Here is a 16,585-nt window from a genome sequence, read left to right as displayed (position 1 = left end):
TTCATCCCTGGGTCTTCTGGATAGCTTCGCGAAGCACCTGGCGGTCGTCGAAGGGACGGACCACGCCGGCGATGTCCTGGCCCTGTTCGTGTCCCTTGCCCGCGACCAGCACGGTGTCGCCGGGGTGCGCGCGGGCGACGGCGGCGGCGATCGCGGCGGCCCGGTCCTCGAAGAGGAGCACCTCGCCGCGCTCGTGGGCGGGCACCGAGGCCGCGCCTTCGAGCATGGTCGCGAGGATGGCGAGGGGGTCCTCGGAGCGGGGGTTGTCGGAGGTGAGTACGGCCGTGTCGGCGAGCCGGGCCGCGGCGGCGCCCATCGGGGCCCGCTTGGTCCGGTCGCGGTCGCCGCCGCAGCCGAGGACGATGAGCAGCCGGCCCTTGGTGACCTTGCGCAGGGCCTTGAGGACCGACTCGACGGCGTCCGTCTTGTGGGCGTAGTCGACGACCGCGAGGTAGGGCTGCCCGGCGTCCACGCGCTCCAGCCGGCCCGGGACGCCCGGGACGGCGGCGACACCGTCGGCGGCGGTCTGCGGGTCGAGGCCGGCGGCGGCGAGGGCGACGATCGCGGCGAGGGTGTTCGCCACGTTGAAGGGGCCCGGCAGCGGCGACTTTGCGACGATCCGGACGCCCTCGGGCCCGACGACGGTGAACGTCGAGTCCATGGGGCCGATATGGACGTCCGCGGCGCGCCAGTCGGCGTCCGGGTGGCCCTCGGCGGAGTAGGTGACGACCGGGACGGAGGCCTCCTGGGCGAGCCTGCGGCCGTACTCGTCGTCGACGTTGACCACACCCCGTCTGCTGCGTTCCGGGGTGAACAGCTGTGCCTTGGCCCGGTAGTAGTCCTCCATGTCGGAGTGGAACTCCATGTGTTCCGGGCTCAGGTTGGTGAAGACGGCGATGTCGAAGACACAGCCGTCGACCCGGCCGAGGACCAGGGCGTGGCTGGAGACCTCCATGGCGACCGCCTCGACGCCGCGCTCGCGCATGACGGCGAACAGGGCCTGGAGGTCGGTGGCCTCGGGGGTGGTGCGCTCGGACTTGATGCGCTCGTCGCCGATGCGCATCTCCACGGTGCCGATCAGTCCGGTGTTGCGGGTCGACTTCAGACCGCCCTCGACCAGGTAGGCCGTGGTGGTCTTGCCCGAGGTGCCGGTGATGCCGATCTGGAGCAGGTCGCTGCCCGGGCGGCCGTAGATGGTGGCCGCGAGTTCGCCCATCCGCGCGCGCGGGTCGTCGACGACCAGGACCGGCAGGCCGGTCGCGGCGGCGCGCTCGGCGCCCGTCGGGTCGGTCAGCACGGCGACCGCGCCAAGGCCGGCGGCCTGCGTGACGAAGTCGGCGCCGTGCAGCCGGGCACCCGGCAGAGCGGCGTACAGGTCGCCGGGGCGGACCGCGCGTGAGTCATGGGTGATGCCCGTGACCTCGGCTGCGTTCTGCGCGGTATCCGGCTCGGCGGCACCCAGCTGATCGGCGAGCTCCGCGAGGGGTGTTGCGGAGATCTGAACCGGCCTGGGCGGCCCCGGATATGTCACGGAAGCGCCCTTCTGAGTGGTTTGGGACTGATCAGCGTGTGGCACGGCGGTGAGCGTACCGGGCGCACCCGCTCCGGAGCGAAGCGAGGGGCGCGGCGTCCCATGGTTCCCGGGATCGGGGGTGATCGTTGTCACGAGCTCGTTCCTGGTGGTCTGTGCGAAGCGCTGCGGCGCCGATCAGGGCTTGTAGTCGACGGGCAGGTTCGCCGCCTTGGCGCCGGTCGGGGGGATCTGGAGGGTCTTGAGGGCGAACTCCATCACCTGCTTGTAGATGGGGCCGCAGATCTGGCCGCCGAAGTAGCTTCCGGAGGTGGCGTTCTGGATGGCGCAGTAGACGGTGATGCGGGGGTTGTCCGCGGGCGCGAACCCGGCGAACGACGAGGTGTAGCCGCGGTACCTGCCGGTGGCCGGATCCACTCGGTTGGCGGTACCCGTCTTGCCGGCCACGTTGTAGCCGGGGATGGCCGCCTTGGCGCCGGTGCCCTGCTCGTCGTCCACGACGGACTCCAGCATCTCCGCGAGGGTCTTGGCCGTCTTCTCGCTGACCACACGGGTTTTCCTGGGCTGCGCGGCCGGGGTGAAACGGCCGTCGGCGCCCTTGGTGCCGCGTACCAGGGTGGGATCGACGCGGACTCCGCCGTTGGCGATCGTCGAGTAGACGGAGGCCGCCTGCATGGCGTTGATGGAGAAGCCCTGGCCGAAAGGGATCGTGTACTGCTGCGACGTCGACCACTTGCCCGGGGCGGCCAGGATGCCCCGGGTCTCGCCGGGGAAGCCGAGCCCGGTGTAGCTGCCGATGCCGAACTTGCGCAGATACGAGTAGAGGATCTGGTTGGTCTGTTCCTGGGTCTTGCCGAGCTGGCCGGCGGCGAGGATGGTGCCGATGTTGCTGGACTTGGCGAGCACGCCGTTGAGCGTGAGGTACCAGGTGTCGTGGTCGACGTCGTCCTTGAAGGACCGGTCGCCGCGGTGCAGCCGGTTGGGCACCACCACGCGTGTGAGCGGAGTGGCGACGTTCTCCTGCAGCACGGCCGCCATCGACATGACCTTGGCGGTGGATCCGGGCTCGTAGGCGTCCTGGAGGGCCGCGTTGCCCATGTCGGCGGAGTCGGCCGTCGACAGGTCGTTCGGGTCGAAGCCCGGCGAGTTGGCCATCGCCAGGATCTGCCCGGTCCTGGTGTCCTGGACCACCACGTAACCGCGGTCGGCCTTGGACTTCTTGACCTGCTCGGTGATGGCGTTCTGCGCGGCCCACTGGATGTCGCGGTCGATGGTGAGCTCGACGTCGGACCCGGGCACGGCCGGGGTCTCGGTGGAGCCCGCGGTGGGCACCTCACGGCCGCCGGACTGGGCGTAGCGGATCTTGCCGTCCTTGCCCGTCAGCTGCTTGTCGAGCATCTGCTCGATCCCGCCGCCGCCCTTGCCTTCGGCGTTCACCCAGCCCAGTATCCCGGCGGCCAGGTCGCCGTTCGGGTACACGCGCTGGCTGCTGGGGTCGGCGAAGACACCGGCGAGCACATTGACGGTGGTGCCGTCGGCCGCGGCCTTGTTGATCAGCGCGGCCTTCAGGTCCTTGATCTGCTTCCAGACCTGCGGGGTCTGCCGGGTGGCCAGCCGGACGTAGCGCAGGTCCTTGTTCTTCGGCCGCAGCAGCTTGACGAGGGTGGCCTGGTCCTTGCCGAGGATCGGGGCGAGCAGCGCGGCGGCCTGCTCGGGGCCGTCGCCCACCTTGAGCTGCTTGCTGGTGAACATGGTGGGGTCGGCGGTGATGTCGTACGCGTCCTCGCTGATGGCCAGCGCCACGCCGTTGCGGTCCGTGATCCCGCCGCGCTCGGCGGCCAGGGTGTGCACGACGTACCGGTTCAGCTCGGCCTTCGCGGCGTACGCGCTGGCGTCGACGGCCTGGACCTGGAGCAGCCGGCCGACGAAGACGAGCATCACCACGGTCAGGGCGAGACCGACCATGCGCAGCCGGGGACGGGGGCTGCCGAGCCGCAGCGGGGCACCGGCCGGGGGGCGCACGGTGCTCGGGCGGCGGACCGGACGTGCACCGGGGCCGGGACCGCGCCGGACGGCGCCCCTGGGGTCCCGGGGGCGGGGCGGCCTGGCGGGACCGGGCACGCGGCGGCGCGGCGGCTGCCTTTGTCCAGAGGCGTCTGGCACTTCCGTCACCTGCCGGGGGTCGTGGTCGGGGTCCTCACGGGCGTGGGAGCCGGCGTCGAGGCCAGGGGCGGAGCCGGGGTCGGGGTCGGGGTCGTCACCGGCGCGGGGCTGGTGGGTGCGGGGGTCGGCACCGGCGCAGGGGTGGCGGCTGTCGGGGTCGGCACCGGTACGGCGGCCGAGGACGCGCCGAGGACCTCGGGAGCGAGCGGCGCCGAGGTCAGCCGGAGGGCGGCCGGGCCTGGGACGCCCTTCACCGTGCCGTCGGGGCCGAGGAAGGCCGGGTCGCCGCCGGGGACCATGCCGAGCTCGCGGGCCCGGCGCTGGAGGGCGTCGGGGGCGGAGTAGGCGTCGATGTCCCGCTGCAGCGCCTGCTCCTCGTCGGTGAGGTTCTTGGTCTGCTTCTGCAGGTCGTCGAGTCTGAACGAGCCCTCGCTGAGCGCGGAGTTCAGCACCAGCAGGCCGATCAGGCCGCCGCCGAGGAGCAGGACGACGAGCAGGACGAACGGGGTACGGGCGGCCTGGCTGCCACGGCCGGCCGGGATGAGCCGCGCGAGCCGGGCGGCCCGTCCCTTCAGCTCGGGTTTCCTACTCACGTGTCCTCCGGTGGGTCCCCTGCGTCCCCTCGCTCACACGGCTCATTCAATGGACTCCCTGATCCGCTGGGCTCCGCGAAGACGCGCGGGCGCCGCCCGGCGGTTCTCGGCGACCTCTTCCTCGGTGGGAAGTTCGGCACCGCGCGTGAGCAGCTTGAGCCGGGGCTGGTACTGCTCGGGCACGACCGGCAGCCCGGGCGGCGCGGTGGTGGCGGCACCGGCCGCGAACACCTGCTTGACCAGACGGTCTTCGAGCGAGTGGTACGACAGTACGGCGATGCGTCCGCCGACGGCGAGGGCCTGCACGGCGGCCGGGATCGCCCTTTCCAGGACGGAGAGTTCGCCGTTGACCTCGATACGCAGGGCCTGGAAGGTGCGCTTGGCCGGGTTGCCGCCGGTGCGCTTGGCGGCCTGCGGCAGCGAGTCCCGGATCAGCTCGACGAGCCGGGCGCTGTTGCTGAACGGCTCCTTGTCGCGCTCCCGCACGATCGCCGAGACGATCCGCTTGGCCTGCTTCTCCTCGCCGTACGCGTACAGGATGCGGACGAGTTCTCCGGCCGGGTAGGTGTTGAGGACCTCGGCGGCGCTGATGCCGGTCGTCTGGTCCATGCGCATGTCCAGGGGCGCGTCCTGGGCGTAGGCGAAGCCGCGGCCGGCCTCGTCGAGCTGCATGGAGGAGACCCCGAGGTCGAACAACACGCCCTGCACGCGCGCGATGCCGAGGCGTTCGAGCACGTCGGGAAGTTCGTCGTAGACGGCGTGCACCAGGGTGGCGCGGTCGCCGAAGCGGGCGAGCCGTTCGCCGGACAGGCGCAGGGCCTCCTTGTCGCGGTCCAGGGCGACCAGGCGGGCCTCGGGGAAGCGGGTCAGCAGCGCCTCGCTGTGGCCGCCGAGACCGAGGGTGCAGTCGACGACCACGCTCCCCGGCGTCTCCAGGGCGGGCGCCAGCAGATCCAGGCACCGCTGGAGCATCACCGGGACGTGTCGACTCTGGCTCAAGGGGGCCTCTCAGTTCCGGCACGGGGACGCACCGCCGGGTCCCCGCCCGCTCGGTACGCGCACCGCGCACGTGGGAAGACGGACCGGGCGCGATGCCGGGGTCTCCAGGGGATTTCACCAGCGGGGAGAGCCTCGCCTCCCGCTTCGCGTCACTTTAGTCCACCGTGTCGCCCGGTCAATCAACCGGCCTGCGCGTCGCGTACGGCATCGCGACGGGGGACGTAATTGGAAAGGAATCACCCGTACAGCCCTGGTTTGCCCTCCGTGTGGGTTAGCTCACAACAAGCCACGATGACGTTCTTTGTCCCCTCTCACAGGAGGCCATGAACACCCGTGACCAGTAACGTCGTGAGTATGACGACTTCCGCAGCAGCTCCCACTGGATCCGAAGGCGCCATAATCACCGGCGACACCGTGACGGACCGCCTGGTCGACGCCAACCGGACCTACGCCGACGCCTTCACCGACCCCGGCATGGACGCCCGGCCCGTGTTGCACGTGGCCGTGGTCGCCTGTATGGACGCCCGCCTCGACCTGCACAAGGCGCTCGGCCTGCAGCTCGGCGACTGCCACACCATCCGCAACGCCGGCGGTGTGGTCACCGACGACGTGATCCGCTCCCTCACCATCAGCCAGCGCAAGCTCGGCACCCGCAGCATCGTCCTGATCCACCACACCGGCTGCGGCCTGGAGGCCCTCACCGAGGACTTCCGCACCGAGCTGGAGATGGAGGTCGGCCAGCGCCCCGCCTGGGCAGTGGAGTCGTTCCGGGACGTCGACCAGGACGTACGGCAGTCGATGCAGCGGGTGCGCACCTCGCCGTTCCTGCTCCACACGGACGACGTACGGGGCTTCGTCTTCGACGTCCGCAGCGGTCTGCTGCGCGAGGTCGACCCGGCCTGAGCACGCTCCCCGGCGAGCCGCTCACCCCGAAAACCGCCGCCGTGCCCTGTCGGGACGCTGTCGAATAGACGGTCGAAAGCCCGTAAGACCGACATAGTGCGGGCAGTTGTCCACAGGCGAGTGACACGAAACGGTAACGGCAGCAAGAATGCGGTGTGGGACGTCGCGCGGAACTATTCACGCGCGGTGTCCGTGTTTCGGGGTGGGCCGGTTATGCGAGACGAAGCGCCGGCCCGGGCAATAACGGGCCGAGGAGGGCCGGGTGACGACCTATGACGATCGAGCGAGCCTTACTGATCTGACCGCCACTGTGGAGCGGGTCCGCAGTTCGGTGGAGGGTGTGATCGAGGGCAAGCCCGAGGTCGTACGGCTTTCGCTGACCGTACTGCTCGCCGAGGGACATCTTCTGATCGAGGACGTCCCTGGCGTGGGCAAGACGATGCTGGCGAAGGCGCTGGCGAAGTCTATCGACTGCACTGTGCGACGCATCCAGTTCACACCCGACCTGCTGCCGTCGGACATCACGGGTGTGTCCATCTGGGACCAGCAGCGCCGGGACTTCGAGTTCAAACCGGGCGCCATCTTCGCCCAGATCGTGATCGGCGACGAGATCAACCGCGCCTCGCCCAAGACCCAGTCCGCGCTGCTGGAGTCGATGGAGGAGCGACAGGTCACGATCGACGGGCAGACCTATGAACTGCCCAGCCCGTTCATGGTGGTGGCCACCCAGAACCCGGTCGAGATGGAGGGCACCTACCCGCTGCCCGAGGCCCAGCGCGACCGCTTCATGGCCCGGGTCTCGGTCGGCTACCCCAGTGTGGAGGCCGAGTTGCAGATGCTCGACATCCACGGCGCGGTCAACCCCCTGGACGACCTCCAGCCGGTGGCGCACGCGCACGACATCGTGAAGCTGGTGGAGGCCGTGCGGGGTGTCCATGTCGCCGAACCGGTCCGCCGGTACGCGGTGGACCTGGTCGCCGCCACCCGCACCCACCCCGACCTCAGACTCGGCGCCTCCCCGCGCGCGACGCTGCATCTGCTGCGCGCGGCGAAGGCGTCCGCCGCTCTGAGCGGCCGGGAGTACGCACTGCCGGACGACGTGCAGGCACTCGCCGTCGCGGTCCTGGCACACCGGCTGCTGCCCACCGCCCAGGCCCAGCTCAACCGGCGCACCTCGGAGCAGGTCGTCCAGGAGATCCTGCAGCGCGTCCCGGTGCCCGCGGCCCCCCAGCAGCAGGCGGGCTACGGCGGCCTGGGCCGGGGTGTGCCGTCCTATCCCCAGCAGCCCCCGCGGGGTCTGTGATGGGCGCCCCGGCGGAGGCCGACCGCGAGGAGTCGGGAGGCGTCCGCACCGCGCTCGCCGGGCTGACCACCCGGGGCCGCTCCTTCCTGGCGGCCGGGATCGCGGCGGTGATCTGCGCGTACATCCTCGGCCAGGCGGATCTGCGCCGGGTCGGGCTGCTGCTCGCCGTGCTGCCGCTGATCTGCGCGACCGTCCTCTACCGCACCCGCTACCGGGTGGCAGGCAGCCGCCGGCTCTCCCCGTCGCGGGTGCCGGCCGGCAGCGAGGCCCGGGTCCATCTGCGGATGGACAACGTCTCGCGGCTGCCCACCGGCCTGCTGATGCTCCAGGACCGGGTGCCGTACGTCCTCGGTCCGCGTCCCCGGTTCGTCCTGGACCGGGTGGAGCCGGGCGGCCGCCGCGAGGTGTCCTACCGGGTCCGCTCGGACCTGCGCGGCCGCTATCCGCTGGGCCCGCTGCAGCTGCGCCTGACCGACCCGTTCGGGATGTGCGAACTGACCCGCTCCTTCTCGACGTTCGACACCCTGACCGTCATCCCGAAGGTGGAGCCGCTGCCGCCGATCCGGCTCAGCGGCGAGGCCAAGGGGTACGGCGACGGGCGGCAGCGCTCGCTGGCCCTGGCCGGCGAGGACGACGTGATCCCGCGCGGCTACCGCTACGGCGACGACCTGCGCCGGGTGCACTGGCGCTCCACCGCCCGCTACGGCGAGCTGATGGTGCGCCGTGAGGAACAGCCGCAGCGCGCCCGCTGCACGGTGCTGCTTGACACCCGGGGCCTCGCCTACGAGGGCGCGGGCCCGGACTCGGCGTTCGAATGGGCGGTCTCCGGCACCGCCTCGGTCCTGGTCCATATGCTCGAACGCGGCTTCTCGGTGCGGCTGTTGACGGACACCGGCAGCTCGGTGCCCGGCGAGGGCTCGGACGGTTTCGCGGGCTCTGGCCAGGAGTCGGCGGACGCGGCCGGGCTGATGATGGACACCCTGGCCGTGATCGACCACTCGGACGGCACCGGCCTGTCCCGGGCGTACGACCTGCTGCGCGGCGGCAACGAGGGGCTGCTGGTGGCCTTCCTGGGCGACCTCGACGAGGAACAGGCGGCGGTGGCCGCGAAGATGCGCCAGCGCAGCGGCGGTGCCGTCGCGTTCGTGCTGGACCCGGACACCTGGGTGCGGGAGCCCACCGACGTGCCCGCGCCCGGCAACGCGCACGAGGAGCGGCTGCGGATGCTGCGCGAGTCCGGCTGGACGGCCGTCGGCGTGCCGCGCGGCGCCTCGATGACGGAGCTGTGGCGACAGGCCGACCGGGAGCGCACCTCGGTGGCCGCGGCGGGCGGGGAGGCACGGTGATGAGCGGACGGGCGCGGCTGGCGCTCACCGCGGCCGCGGCGACGCTGATGGCGTCCTGCGCCCTGCTGCCCCTGGTCTCCCCGATGACCTGGCTGTTCCAGGCGGTGTTCCTGGTGGCGATCCAGACGGGTGTGGGGATGGCCACCCGGCGGGTGCCGCTGGCCCGGCCGCTGACCGTGGCCGCGCAGGCCCTGGCCACGCTGCTGATGCTGACCCTGGTCTTCGCCCGGAGCCACGCGATCGCCGGGCTGATCCCCGGCCCGGACACCTTCCGGTACCTCGCCGACCTGCTCCAGCAGGGCTCACAGGACGTCAGCCGGTATGCGATACCCGCGCCTCTGACGGACGGCATCCGGCTGATGGTGATCGGCGGGGTGCTGGTCATCGGGCTGATCGTGGACACCCTCGCGGTGACCTTCCGCAGCGCGGCCCCGGCCGGGCTGCCGCTGCTCGCGCTGTACTCGGTGGCGGCGGGCCTGTCCGACGGGGCGGCCGACTGGCTGTGGTTCCTGGTGGCGGCGGCCGGCTATCTGATGCTGCTGCTCGCCGAGGGGCGGGACCGGCTCTCGCAGTGGGGCCGGGTGTTCGGCGGGGTCTCGCGGACCCCGGGCGGCCCGGAGAGCGGTGCGGTGGCCCCGGTGCGCACGGGGCGCCGGATCGGTGCCGCCGTGCTCGGTGTCGCCCTGTTCGTGCCGCTGGCCATGCCGTCGATCCAGGGTGGCCTGCTGGACGCCACCGGGACCGGTGTGGGGGTGGGCGACGGGAGCGGCGGCACGATCTCCGCGGTCAATCCGCTGGTGTCGCTGCGGGACAGCCTCAACGTGGACGAGGACCGCCAGGTGCTGTCGCTGCGGACCAGCACCGACGACGTCTCCGACATGTACCTGCGGATCGTCTCCCTGGACGACTTCGACGGCACCACCTGGAAGCCGGCCCAGCGGCACATCACCAATGTGCCGGGCACGTTCCCGACCCCGGCGGGCCTCGGCGGTGACGTCAGGCGGACGACGATCAGAACGACGATCTCGGCCGCCGACTGGTACGCCCAGGACTGGCTGCCGATGCCGTATCCGCCGAGCGGGGTGAAGATCGCCGGCACCTGGCGCTACGAACCGGTCGGGATGACTCTGGTCGGCGACCACGGTCAGAACACCCGCGGTGAGACCTACCAGGTCACCAGCCTGGACGTGCAGCCCACGCCGGAGCAGCTGGCCTCGGCGCCGGAGCCGTCGGCGGCGCTGAAGAAGGAGTACACCAAGGTCCCCTCGTCGCTGCCGTCGGTGGTGGCGAAGACGGCCAGGGCGATCACCGCGGGCTCGGCCAGCCACTACGAGCAGGCGGTCAAGCTCCAGGACTACTTCGCCGTGTCCGGCGGCTTCCAGTACGACACCCAGGTGGAGGTCGGCCGGGGCGAGGGCGCGATCGCGAACTTCCTGAAGCAGAAGCGCGGTTTCTGTGTGCACTTCTCCTTCGCGATGGCGGCGATGGCCCGCACGCTGGGTATCCCGGCCCGGGTCGCGGTGGGCTTCGCCCCCGGCACCCCGCAGGCGGACGGCACGGTGTCGGTGGGTCTGAAGGACGCGCACGCCTGGCCGGAGCTGTACTTCGAGGGCGTGGGCTGGACCCGTTTCGAGCCGACGCCGACCCGGGGCACGACGCCGTCGTACACCGTGTCGGACACCCCGGGCTCGTCCGTGCCGGACGAGGTGCTGCCCTCCAAGGGCGCCTCGGCGGCGCCGTCGGCCTCGGCCTCCGAGAGCCAGAGCTGCACGGCCCAGCTGCGCAAGCTGGACGCCTGCGCGAGCCCGTCCGCGGCGAGCGCGGTGCAGCAGGGCGACGGCGGGCCGCCGTGGTGGCAGCTGGCCCTGTGGGCGCTCGCCGGACTCGCCGTGCTGGCGGTGCCGCTGTCGCCGATGCTGTACCGGCAGCAGGCGCGGGCCAGGCGCCTCGGGGCCTACGACCGCAGCCCCGAAGGCGTGGCGGCGCACACGCTGGCGATCTGGCAGGAACTGATCGACACCGCCTGGGACTTCGGCATCCTGCCGGACGACTCGCAGACCCCGCGTGGCACGGCCGACCGGCTCGTCCGGCTCGGCCGTCTCGACCCGGTCACCGGGGCCTCGGTGCACCGGGTGGCGGACGCGGTCGAACAGGTGCTGTACGCGCCGCGGCCGCGGCCGACGGCGGGGCTCGCGGACGATGTCCGCCGGGTGAGGGCCGCGCTGAACGGCACGGCCGGCGTCCCCGCACGGCTCAGGGCGCTGTTCGCTCCCCGGTCGAGTGTGCGCGTGGTGTGGGCGGCGTCGGCCCGGTGGGCGCGGCTGCGTGAACGCGCGGCGGCGGCCCGGCCGGCCCTGAGCAGGCCGTCGGGACAGAGAGGCTGACGGGCAGGGCTGCCGCCGGGCCGGCCGGCCCGGCGGCAGCCGGCCTCGACGGCGTCCCGCGATGACCGACCGGCCTTCGGCGACGGCTCCGGCTGGACGTCGACTGCCGGACAACGACTGAGGGGTGACCGCCGGTGGCGGTCACCCCTCAGTCACGCTCAGTTCGGCGGAGCCGTCAGTGGCCCTGCTCGTCGCGGCGGCGCTGCCAGCGCTCTTCGATGCGGTCCATCATGGAGCGCTTCGGCCGGCTCTGACGGCGGGCCTGTGAGCCCGCGGCGGGCTGCTCGCCGGGCTTGGGAGCCTTGCGCCAGCCGGTGACGGCGAGTACCGCACAGCCCAGCATGACGAGGAAGCCCACCACGCTGACCCAGATCTGCTGCGCGGCCACTCCGGCGATGAGGAGCGCGATACCCACGAGGAAGCCGGCTGCCGCCTGGTAGACCCGTCGCCGGGTGTACGTCCGCAGGCCGTTCCCCTCAAGCGCTGTCGCGAACTTGGGGTCTTCGGCGTACAGCGCTCGCTCCATCTGCTCAAGCATTCGCTGCTCGTGCTCCGAGAGCGGCACGGCGTCCTCCTCATCGTGCAGTCGCCGGGGCGACCCGGGGGGTCCCTTCAGGATAGGCAGGGAATCGCCCCCGTGAAACCCGCCCCTCTAGGCCAATTGGCCAACCGGAACCCGCCATGGCAGTGCCGGCTCGCTGAGGCTTCCATTCCCCAGTGGCCGACCCGTCATGCCGGGTGGTCTCCCTCGATCATACGGCGCAAACCCCTCGATCGGGGGGCCTGTGGCGTACTCCATCCGCTGTCGAGCCGCTGATCAGCGGGCTCGTCTCAGGAGCCTCTCAGACTCCGGCCGCCCCCGGTGTCTCGCCGAGCACATGGAGCTGGGTGGCGAGGGCGCGGAAGGCCGGGAGCTCGGCCGCGGCGGCCTCCAGCTTGAGCAGGGCGTCGAGGGCCCCTGGCTCGGTGTCCACCAGGACACCGGGGACCAGGTCGGCGAAGACCCGCACGCCGTGGACGGCGGCGACGGCGAGGCCCGCGCCCTCGACCAGGCCGGTGAGCTGCTCGGCGGTGAAGCGGCGCGGCACGGGGTCGCCGCTGCCCCAGCGGCCGTCGGGGTCGTCGAGGGCCTGCTTGGCCTCCTTGAAGTGCCCGGCGAGGGCGCGCGCGACCACGGCCCCGCCGAGCCCGGCGGCGAGCAGGCTGAGGACGCCTTCGGCGCGCAGTGCGGCCACCGCGTTGGCCACGCCCTCGGCCGGGTCGTCGACGTACTCCAGGACGCCGTGGCACAGCACCACGTCGTGGCCGCCGCGCTCGACCACGTCGAACAGGCCGTGGACGTCGCCCTGGACGCCCTTGACCCGGTCGGCGACGCCGGCCTCGGCGGCACGGCGTTCCAGTGCGAACAGCGCGTTGGGGCTGGGGTCGACGACGGTGACGCGGTGGCCGAGGCGGGCGAGGGGGACGGCGAAGTTGCCGCTGCCGCCGCCGGTGTCGAGGATGTCGAGGATGTCCCGGCCGGTGGCCTTGACCCTGCGGTCGAGGGCGTCCTGGAGGACCTCCCAGACCACGGCGGTACGGAGAGAAGCGCGGGGTCGAGTGGGGTCCGGCACGGCAGTTGACTCCTCGGCGCGGCACCGCCTGTTGCCCGGCGGCGCGAACTCGGTGCCTCCCCGGCCCGGGGTACGGATGGCGGGAAGGCTTCAGGCGCTCTCCACCCTATTGCCTCCGCTGCCTTGCCTGGTCATCCCGCGTCGGGCAACTCCCTCCCCGGGCTCCCGGAGTCGTCGTCGGGCCGCTCCCCGTCCTGTCGGCGCGGCTGCGGCAGGACCGGCTGGAGGACCAGCATCCGCTCGACGATGCGGACGAACATGGCCACGTCGCGTATCAGGTCGTCGGCGTCCCGGCGGCTGGCCGCGCCCTGGATGCCCGCCTCGGCGCGGGCCCGGCGGCGGGCGCCGGAGGCGAACAGGGCGCTCCACTCGGTGAGCTCGGGGGCGACCTCGGGCAGCACCTCCCAGGCGCTGCGGATGCGGGCCCGGCGCCGGGGCGAGGTCTCGGGGCGGGCGAGGGCGGCGAGCACGGCGGCCGCGGTGCGCAGGGCGGCCAGGTGGGCCGTGGCATAGCGCTCGTTCGGGGTGTCGAGCAGTTCGGCCTCGTCGAGGGCGGCACGGGCCTGGGTGAGCAGGTCGAGGGCGGCGGGCGGGGCCGTGGCCCGGCGGAGCACGGGGTGCACATCGCTCGCCGGGCCGGTCAGTGAGGGGGCAGGGCCGGTGGCGCGGCGCCGGTGGGCGGCGGCCGCTGACGAGTTGGCCATGACGAACCTCCTGTCGTCTGGGTGACGGCTCCCTCACACGGGGTGCCGTATGTGCCCATCGTGAGGTATGGCACTGACAATCCGTTCTGACCTGGGCTTTTGCTTCGATCGAAGGTTCGGGTTAGTTTTTGCACTGACCAGTCAGTTCAAAAATGGTGGGGATCCGGAAGAGGGGGACCTGTGCACGGTGTACCTGTCACAGCCGAGCGCCTCGGGCTCAAGGGCCCGCGCGGCTGGGCGTTCCGGGGGATCTCCCTGGACGCCGGGCCGGGCGCGCTGATCGCGGTGGAGGGGCCGTCCGGCTCCGGCCGCACCTGTCTGCTGCTCGCGCTCACCGGCCGGATGAAGGCCACCGAGGGCACCGCGACCGTCGGCGCGGCCCGGCTGCCCAAGCAGCTGGCGGCCGTGCGCCGGATCAGCGCGGTGGCCAACGTCGCCGGGGTCACCGACCTCGAACCGGCCCTGACCGTCAGCGAGCACCTGCGCGAACGGGCCCTGCTGCAGCGCCGGTTCGGCGACTCCCTGCGCAACCTGGTGAGGCCGCGCGCCGACCGGAGCGCGCGGGCACGGCAGCTCGTCGACGACGCCCTGGCCGCCGCCGGGCTCGACCTGGAGTCGCTGCCGAAGGGCGTCCGCACCGCCGTACGGGATCTGGAGCGGATCGAGGCGCTGCGGCTGTCCCTGGCGCTGGCCATGGTCGGACGGCCCCGGCTGCTGGCCGTGGACGACGCGGACCTGAAGCTGTCGGAGGCCGAACGGGCCGAGGTCCGGGCGCTGTTGGTGTCGATCGCGGAGTCGGGGACGACGGTGGTGGCGGTGTGCGGGGAGGCGATGGCGGGGGCCGTCGTCGTACGCACCGGCAGCACCGAGGCAGCCGGGACGTCTGCCGAGGCGTCGCAGGCATCCGAGACGTCGCAGGCATCCGGGACGTCCGAGGCAGCACAGAGGGAGGAGGCCGGCGATGCGCTCGCCGCGACTGGCCGCGCTTGAGCTCAGGCGCTTCGGACGGGGGAAGCTGCCGCGCGCGGCCCTGGTGGCCCTGCTGGTGCTGCCGCTGCTGTACGGCGCGCTGTACCTGTGGTCGTTCTGGGATCCCTACGGCCGCCTGGACCGCATCCCGGTGGCGCTCGTGAACGACGACAAGGGGGCGACCGCGAGCGGGAAGAGGATCACCGCGGGCGACGACATCGTCACCGGACTACAGGACAGCAGGACCTTCGACTGGCACGAGGTGAGCGCCGCCGAGGCGCGCCGGGGCGTCGAGGACGGCACCTACTACCTGTCGCTGACCATGCCCGCCGACTTCAGTGCGCGCATCGCCTCCAGCGCCGGCGACTCCCCGGAGACCGGCGCACTCCAGGTGCGCACGAACGACGCCAACAACTACATCGTCGGACAGATCTCCCGCACGGTCTTCAACGAGGTGCGCTCGGCGGCGTCCGCCAAGGCGTCCCGGTCCTTCCTGGACCGGATCTTCATCTCGTTCTCCGGCATCCACGGACAGACGGTGAAGGCGGCCGAGGGCGCCGACACCCTCACCGGTGGCATCGGAAAGGCCGAGAAGGGTTCGAAGGACCTCGCGGACGGCCTGAAGGACGCCAAGACCGGCAGCGGGAAGCTCGCCAAGGGGATCAAGAAGCTGGACGCGGGCGCCGGGACGCTCGCTGACGGTTCGCGGCAGGTCGCGGACGGCACCCAGGCACTCGCGGACCAGGTCGACGGGGTCTACGGCAAGGTCGGCCCGTATCTGGCGAAGAACGAGAAGACCATCGGCGACACCGCACAGCTGGTCGCCGACTCGGCCCGGACCGTCCGCGACAACCTGGGCGTCCTGGTGAAGACGGCCCCGGCGGCGGCGGAGACCGCGCACGCGGCTGCCGGCACACTGGACGAGGTCTACACGGCGCGCTGCTCGGCGAAGCTGCTGACCGACCCGGTCTGCCCCGATCTGAAGAAGGCCAGGGACGCGGCCGACGACGTGGCCGCCGTCGCCGACGACCTGAACACCCTGATCGCGGACCAGAACGGCGACCTGAAGACGCTCGACGCGAACCTCGGCACGCTCCAGACGCAGGCGCAGGCCCTCGCCGACCGCGCCCCGCACCTCTCCGAGGACGTCGCCGACGCCGTCAAGAAGATCGACAAGCTGAACGCCGGTGCCGCCCGGGTCGCCGCCGGCGCCGCGAAGCTGCACACCGGTCTCGGCACGGCCACCACCGGTGCGACCGGTCTCGACGCGGGGATCGGCAGGCTCAAGACCGGCGCCTACGACCTCGACGGCGGGATGTACAAGCTGGTCGACGGCTCCGGCAAGCTGGCGGGCGGCCTGCACGACGGCGCGGACAGAATCCCCGACTACGACAAGAAGGACCGCGACCAGCGCACCGGCGTCATGGCCGATCCCGTCCAGCTCGCCTCGCAGGACCTGCACAAGGCACCGAACTACGGCACCGGGTTCGCCCCCTACTTCATCCCGCTGTCCCTGTGGGTGGGCGCGATGGTCGCCTACATGCTGATCCAGCCGCTCAACCGGCGGGCCCTGGCGGCCGGCTCGGCGGCCTGGCGGATCGCGCTGGCGGGCTGGCTGCCGGTGGTCGCGGTCGGGGTGCTGCAGACGGCCGCCCTGATGGCCGTACTGCACTGGGCGATCGGGCTGCAGATGGTCCGCGCGGCCGGGACGGTCGGCTTCCTGTTCCTGGTGGCCGCGTGCTTCGCGGCGATCGTGCAGTGGCTGAACGCCCGCTTCGGGGCGGCCGGCCGGATCCTGGTGCTCGCCCTGCTGATGCTCCAGCTGACCTCGGCGGGCGGCACGTATCCCGTGCAGACCAGCCCGGGCTTCTTCAACGCGATCCACCCGTTCCTGCCGATGAGCTACGTCGTGGCGGCGCTGCGCAGGCTGATCACGGGCGGCGGACTGGGCCCGGTGTGGCAGGCCTGCGCGGTCCTGACGGCGTTCACTGCGGGTGCGCTGGCGCTCACCGCGCTGTCGGCCCGGCGCCGCCAGGTGTGGACCCTGGACCGGCTGCATCCTGAACTGAGCCTGTGA

At 72.2% G+C, this 16,585-nt stretch carries 13 protein-coding genes; 6 read left to right on the top strand and 7 right to left on the bottom strand.

Features of this window, described 5'->3' with window-relative positions; translation table 11 throughout:
• Nucleotide 1: 1 nt before the first annotated feature.
• The 4 genes from EDD90_RS39475 to rsmH form a co-directional block, all read right to left on the bottom strand.
• Nucleotides 2-1,666: a UDP-N-acetylmuramoyl-L-alanyl-D-glutamate--2,6-diaminopimelate ligase gene (locus EDD90_RS39475; RefSeq protein WP_185149393.1), complete on the bottom strand. Its 1,665-nt coding sequence runs from the start codon at nt 1,664-1,666 to the stop codon at nt 2-4.
• A gap of 42 nt (nt 1,667-1,708) precedes the next feature.
• Entirely contained in the window at nt 1,709-3,553 is a 1,845-nt protein-coding gene (locus EDD90_RS39470; RefSeq protein ID WP_398926921.1) for a penicillin-binding protein 2, read from the bottom strand.
• A 146-nt stretch (nt 3,554-3,699) separates the two neighbouring features.
• Nucleotides 3,700-4,287, bottom strand: coding sequence for a septum formation initiator family protein (locus EDD90_RS39465; RefSeq protein WP_123977887.1), 588 nt, complete (start codon nt 4,285-4,287; stop codon nt 3,700-3,702).
• A 42-nt stretch (nt 4,288-4,329) separates the two neighbouring features.
• Complete coding sequence (gene rsmH / locus EDD90_RS39460; RefSeq protein WP_123977886.1) at nt 4,330-5,286, bottom strand: 16S rRNA (cytosine(1402)-N(4))-methyltransferase RsmH; 957 nt, start codon at nt 5,284-5,286, stop codon at nt 4,330-4,332.
• Between the two features lie 354 nt (nt 5,287-5,640).
• Here rsmH and EDD90_RS39455 point away from each other — a divergent pair, with 354 nt between their 5' ends.
• From EDD90_RS39455 to EDD90_RS39440, 4 genes are all read left to right on the top strand, one after another.
• Entirely contained in the window at nt 5,641-6,189 is a 549-nt protein-coding gene (locus EDD90_RS39455) for a carbonic anhydrase (protein WP_123977885.1), read from the top strand.
• A gap of 262 nt (nt 6,190-6,451) precedes the next feature.
• Entirely contained in the window at nt 6,452-7,492 is a 1,041-nt protein-coding gene (locus EDD90_RS39450; RefSeq protein WP_123977884.1) for a MoxR family ATPase, read from the top strand.
• Entirely contained in the window at nt 7,492-8,838 is a 1,347-nt protein-coding gene (locus EDD90_RS39445; protein WP_123977883.1) for a DUF58 domain-containing protein, read from the top strand. Before EDD90_RS39450 ends, EDD90_RS39445 begins: the two co-directional genes overlap by 1 nt.
• Nucleotides 8,838-11,222 carry a DUF3488 and transglutaminase-like domain-containing protein gene (locus tag EDD90_RS39440; RefSeq protein WP_123977882.1) on the top strand — a complete coding sequence of 795 codons (2,385 nt, stop codon included), beginning with the start codon at nt 8,838-8,840 and terminating at the stop codon, nt 11,220-11,222. Before EDD90_RS39445 ends, EDD90_RS39440 begins: the two co-directional genes overlap by 1 nt.
• Before the next feature lie 175 nt (nt 11,223-11,397).
• Here the strand turns inward: EDD90_RS39440 and EDD90_RS39435 are convergent, their stop codons facing one another.
• From EDD90_RS39435 to EDD90_RS39425, 3 genes are all read right to left on the bottom strand, one after another.
• Entirely contained in the window at nt 11,398-11,787 is a 390-nt protein-coding gene (locus tag EDD90_RS39435) for a DUF3040 domain-containing protein (RefSeq protein WP_123977881.1), read from the bottom strand.
• Between the two features lie 277 nt (nt 11,788-12,064).
• A complete protein-coding gene (locus EDD90_RS39430; RefSeq protein ID WP_123977880.1) occupies nt 12,065-12,835 on the bottom strand; it encodes a methyltransferase in 771 nt (256 codons plus the stop codon).
• 131 nt (nt 12,836-12,966) lie between these two features.
• Nucleotides 12,967-13,539, bottom strand: a complete 573-nt coding sequence (locus EDD90_RS39425; RefSeq protein WP_123977879.1) for an SAV_6107 family HEPN domain-containing protein — start codon at nt 13,537-13,539, stop codon at nt 12,967-12,969.
• A gap of 180 nt (nt 13,540-13,719) precedes the next feature.
• On the opposite strand from EDD90_RS39425, the gene EDD90_RS39420 reads away from it, so the two are divergent.
• Together EDD90_RS39420 and EDD90_RS39415 are read left to right on the top strand one after the other, a co-directional pair.
• Nucleotides 13,720-14,529 carry an ATP-binding cassette domain-containing protein gene (locus EDD90_RS39420; protein ID WP_123977878.1) on the top strand — a complete coding sequence of 270 codons (810 nt, stop codon included), beginning with the start codon at nt 13,720-13,722 and terminating at the stop codon, nt 14,527-14,529.
• Nucleotides 14,501-16,585, top strand: coding sequence for a YhgE/Pip domain-containing protein (locus tag EDD90_RS39415; protein ID WP_123977877.1), 2,085 nt, complete (start codon nt 14,501-14,503; stop codon nt 16,583-16,585). Before EDD90_RS39420 ends, EDD90_RS39415 begins: the two co-directional genes overlap by 29 nt.

It is taken from the genome of Streptomyces sp. Ag109_O5-1 (assembly GCF_003814875.1).
Taxonomy (GTDB): domain Bacteria; phylum Actinomycetota; class Actinomycetes; order Streptomycetales; family Streptomycetaceae; genus Streptomyces; species Streptomyces sasae.
The sequence above is the reverse complement of the archived record's forward strand: the minus strand, read 5'-3'. Positions and strand labels throughout refer to the sequence as shown.

What these genes read in the sequence shown, in the direction of transcription:
- EDD90_RS39440 (WP_123977882.1), top strand. Translation starts at nt 8,838, where the DNA reads ATGAGCGGACGGGCGCGGCTGGCGCTCACCGCGGCCGCGGCGACGCTG.
- EDD90_RS39455 (WP_123977885.1), top strand. Translation starts at nt 5,641, where the DNA reads ATGACGACTTCCGCAGCAGCTCCCACTGGATCCGAAGGCGCCATAATC.
- EDD90_RS39425 (WP_123977879.1), bottom strand. Translation starts at nt 13,539, where the DNA reads ATGGCCAACTCGTCAGCGGCCGCCGCCCACCGGCGCCGCGCCACCGGC.
- EDD90_RS39415 (WP_123977877.1), top strand. Translation starts at nt 14,501, where the DNA reads ATGCGCTCGCCGCGACTGGCCGCGCTTGAGCTCAGGCGCTTCGGACGG.
- EDD90_RS39445 (WP_123977883.1), top strand. Translation starts at nt 7,492, where the DNA reads ATGGGCGCCCCGGCGGAGGCCGACCGCGAGGAGTCGGGAGGCGTCCGC.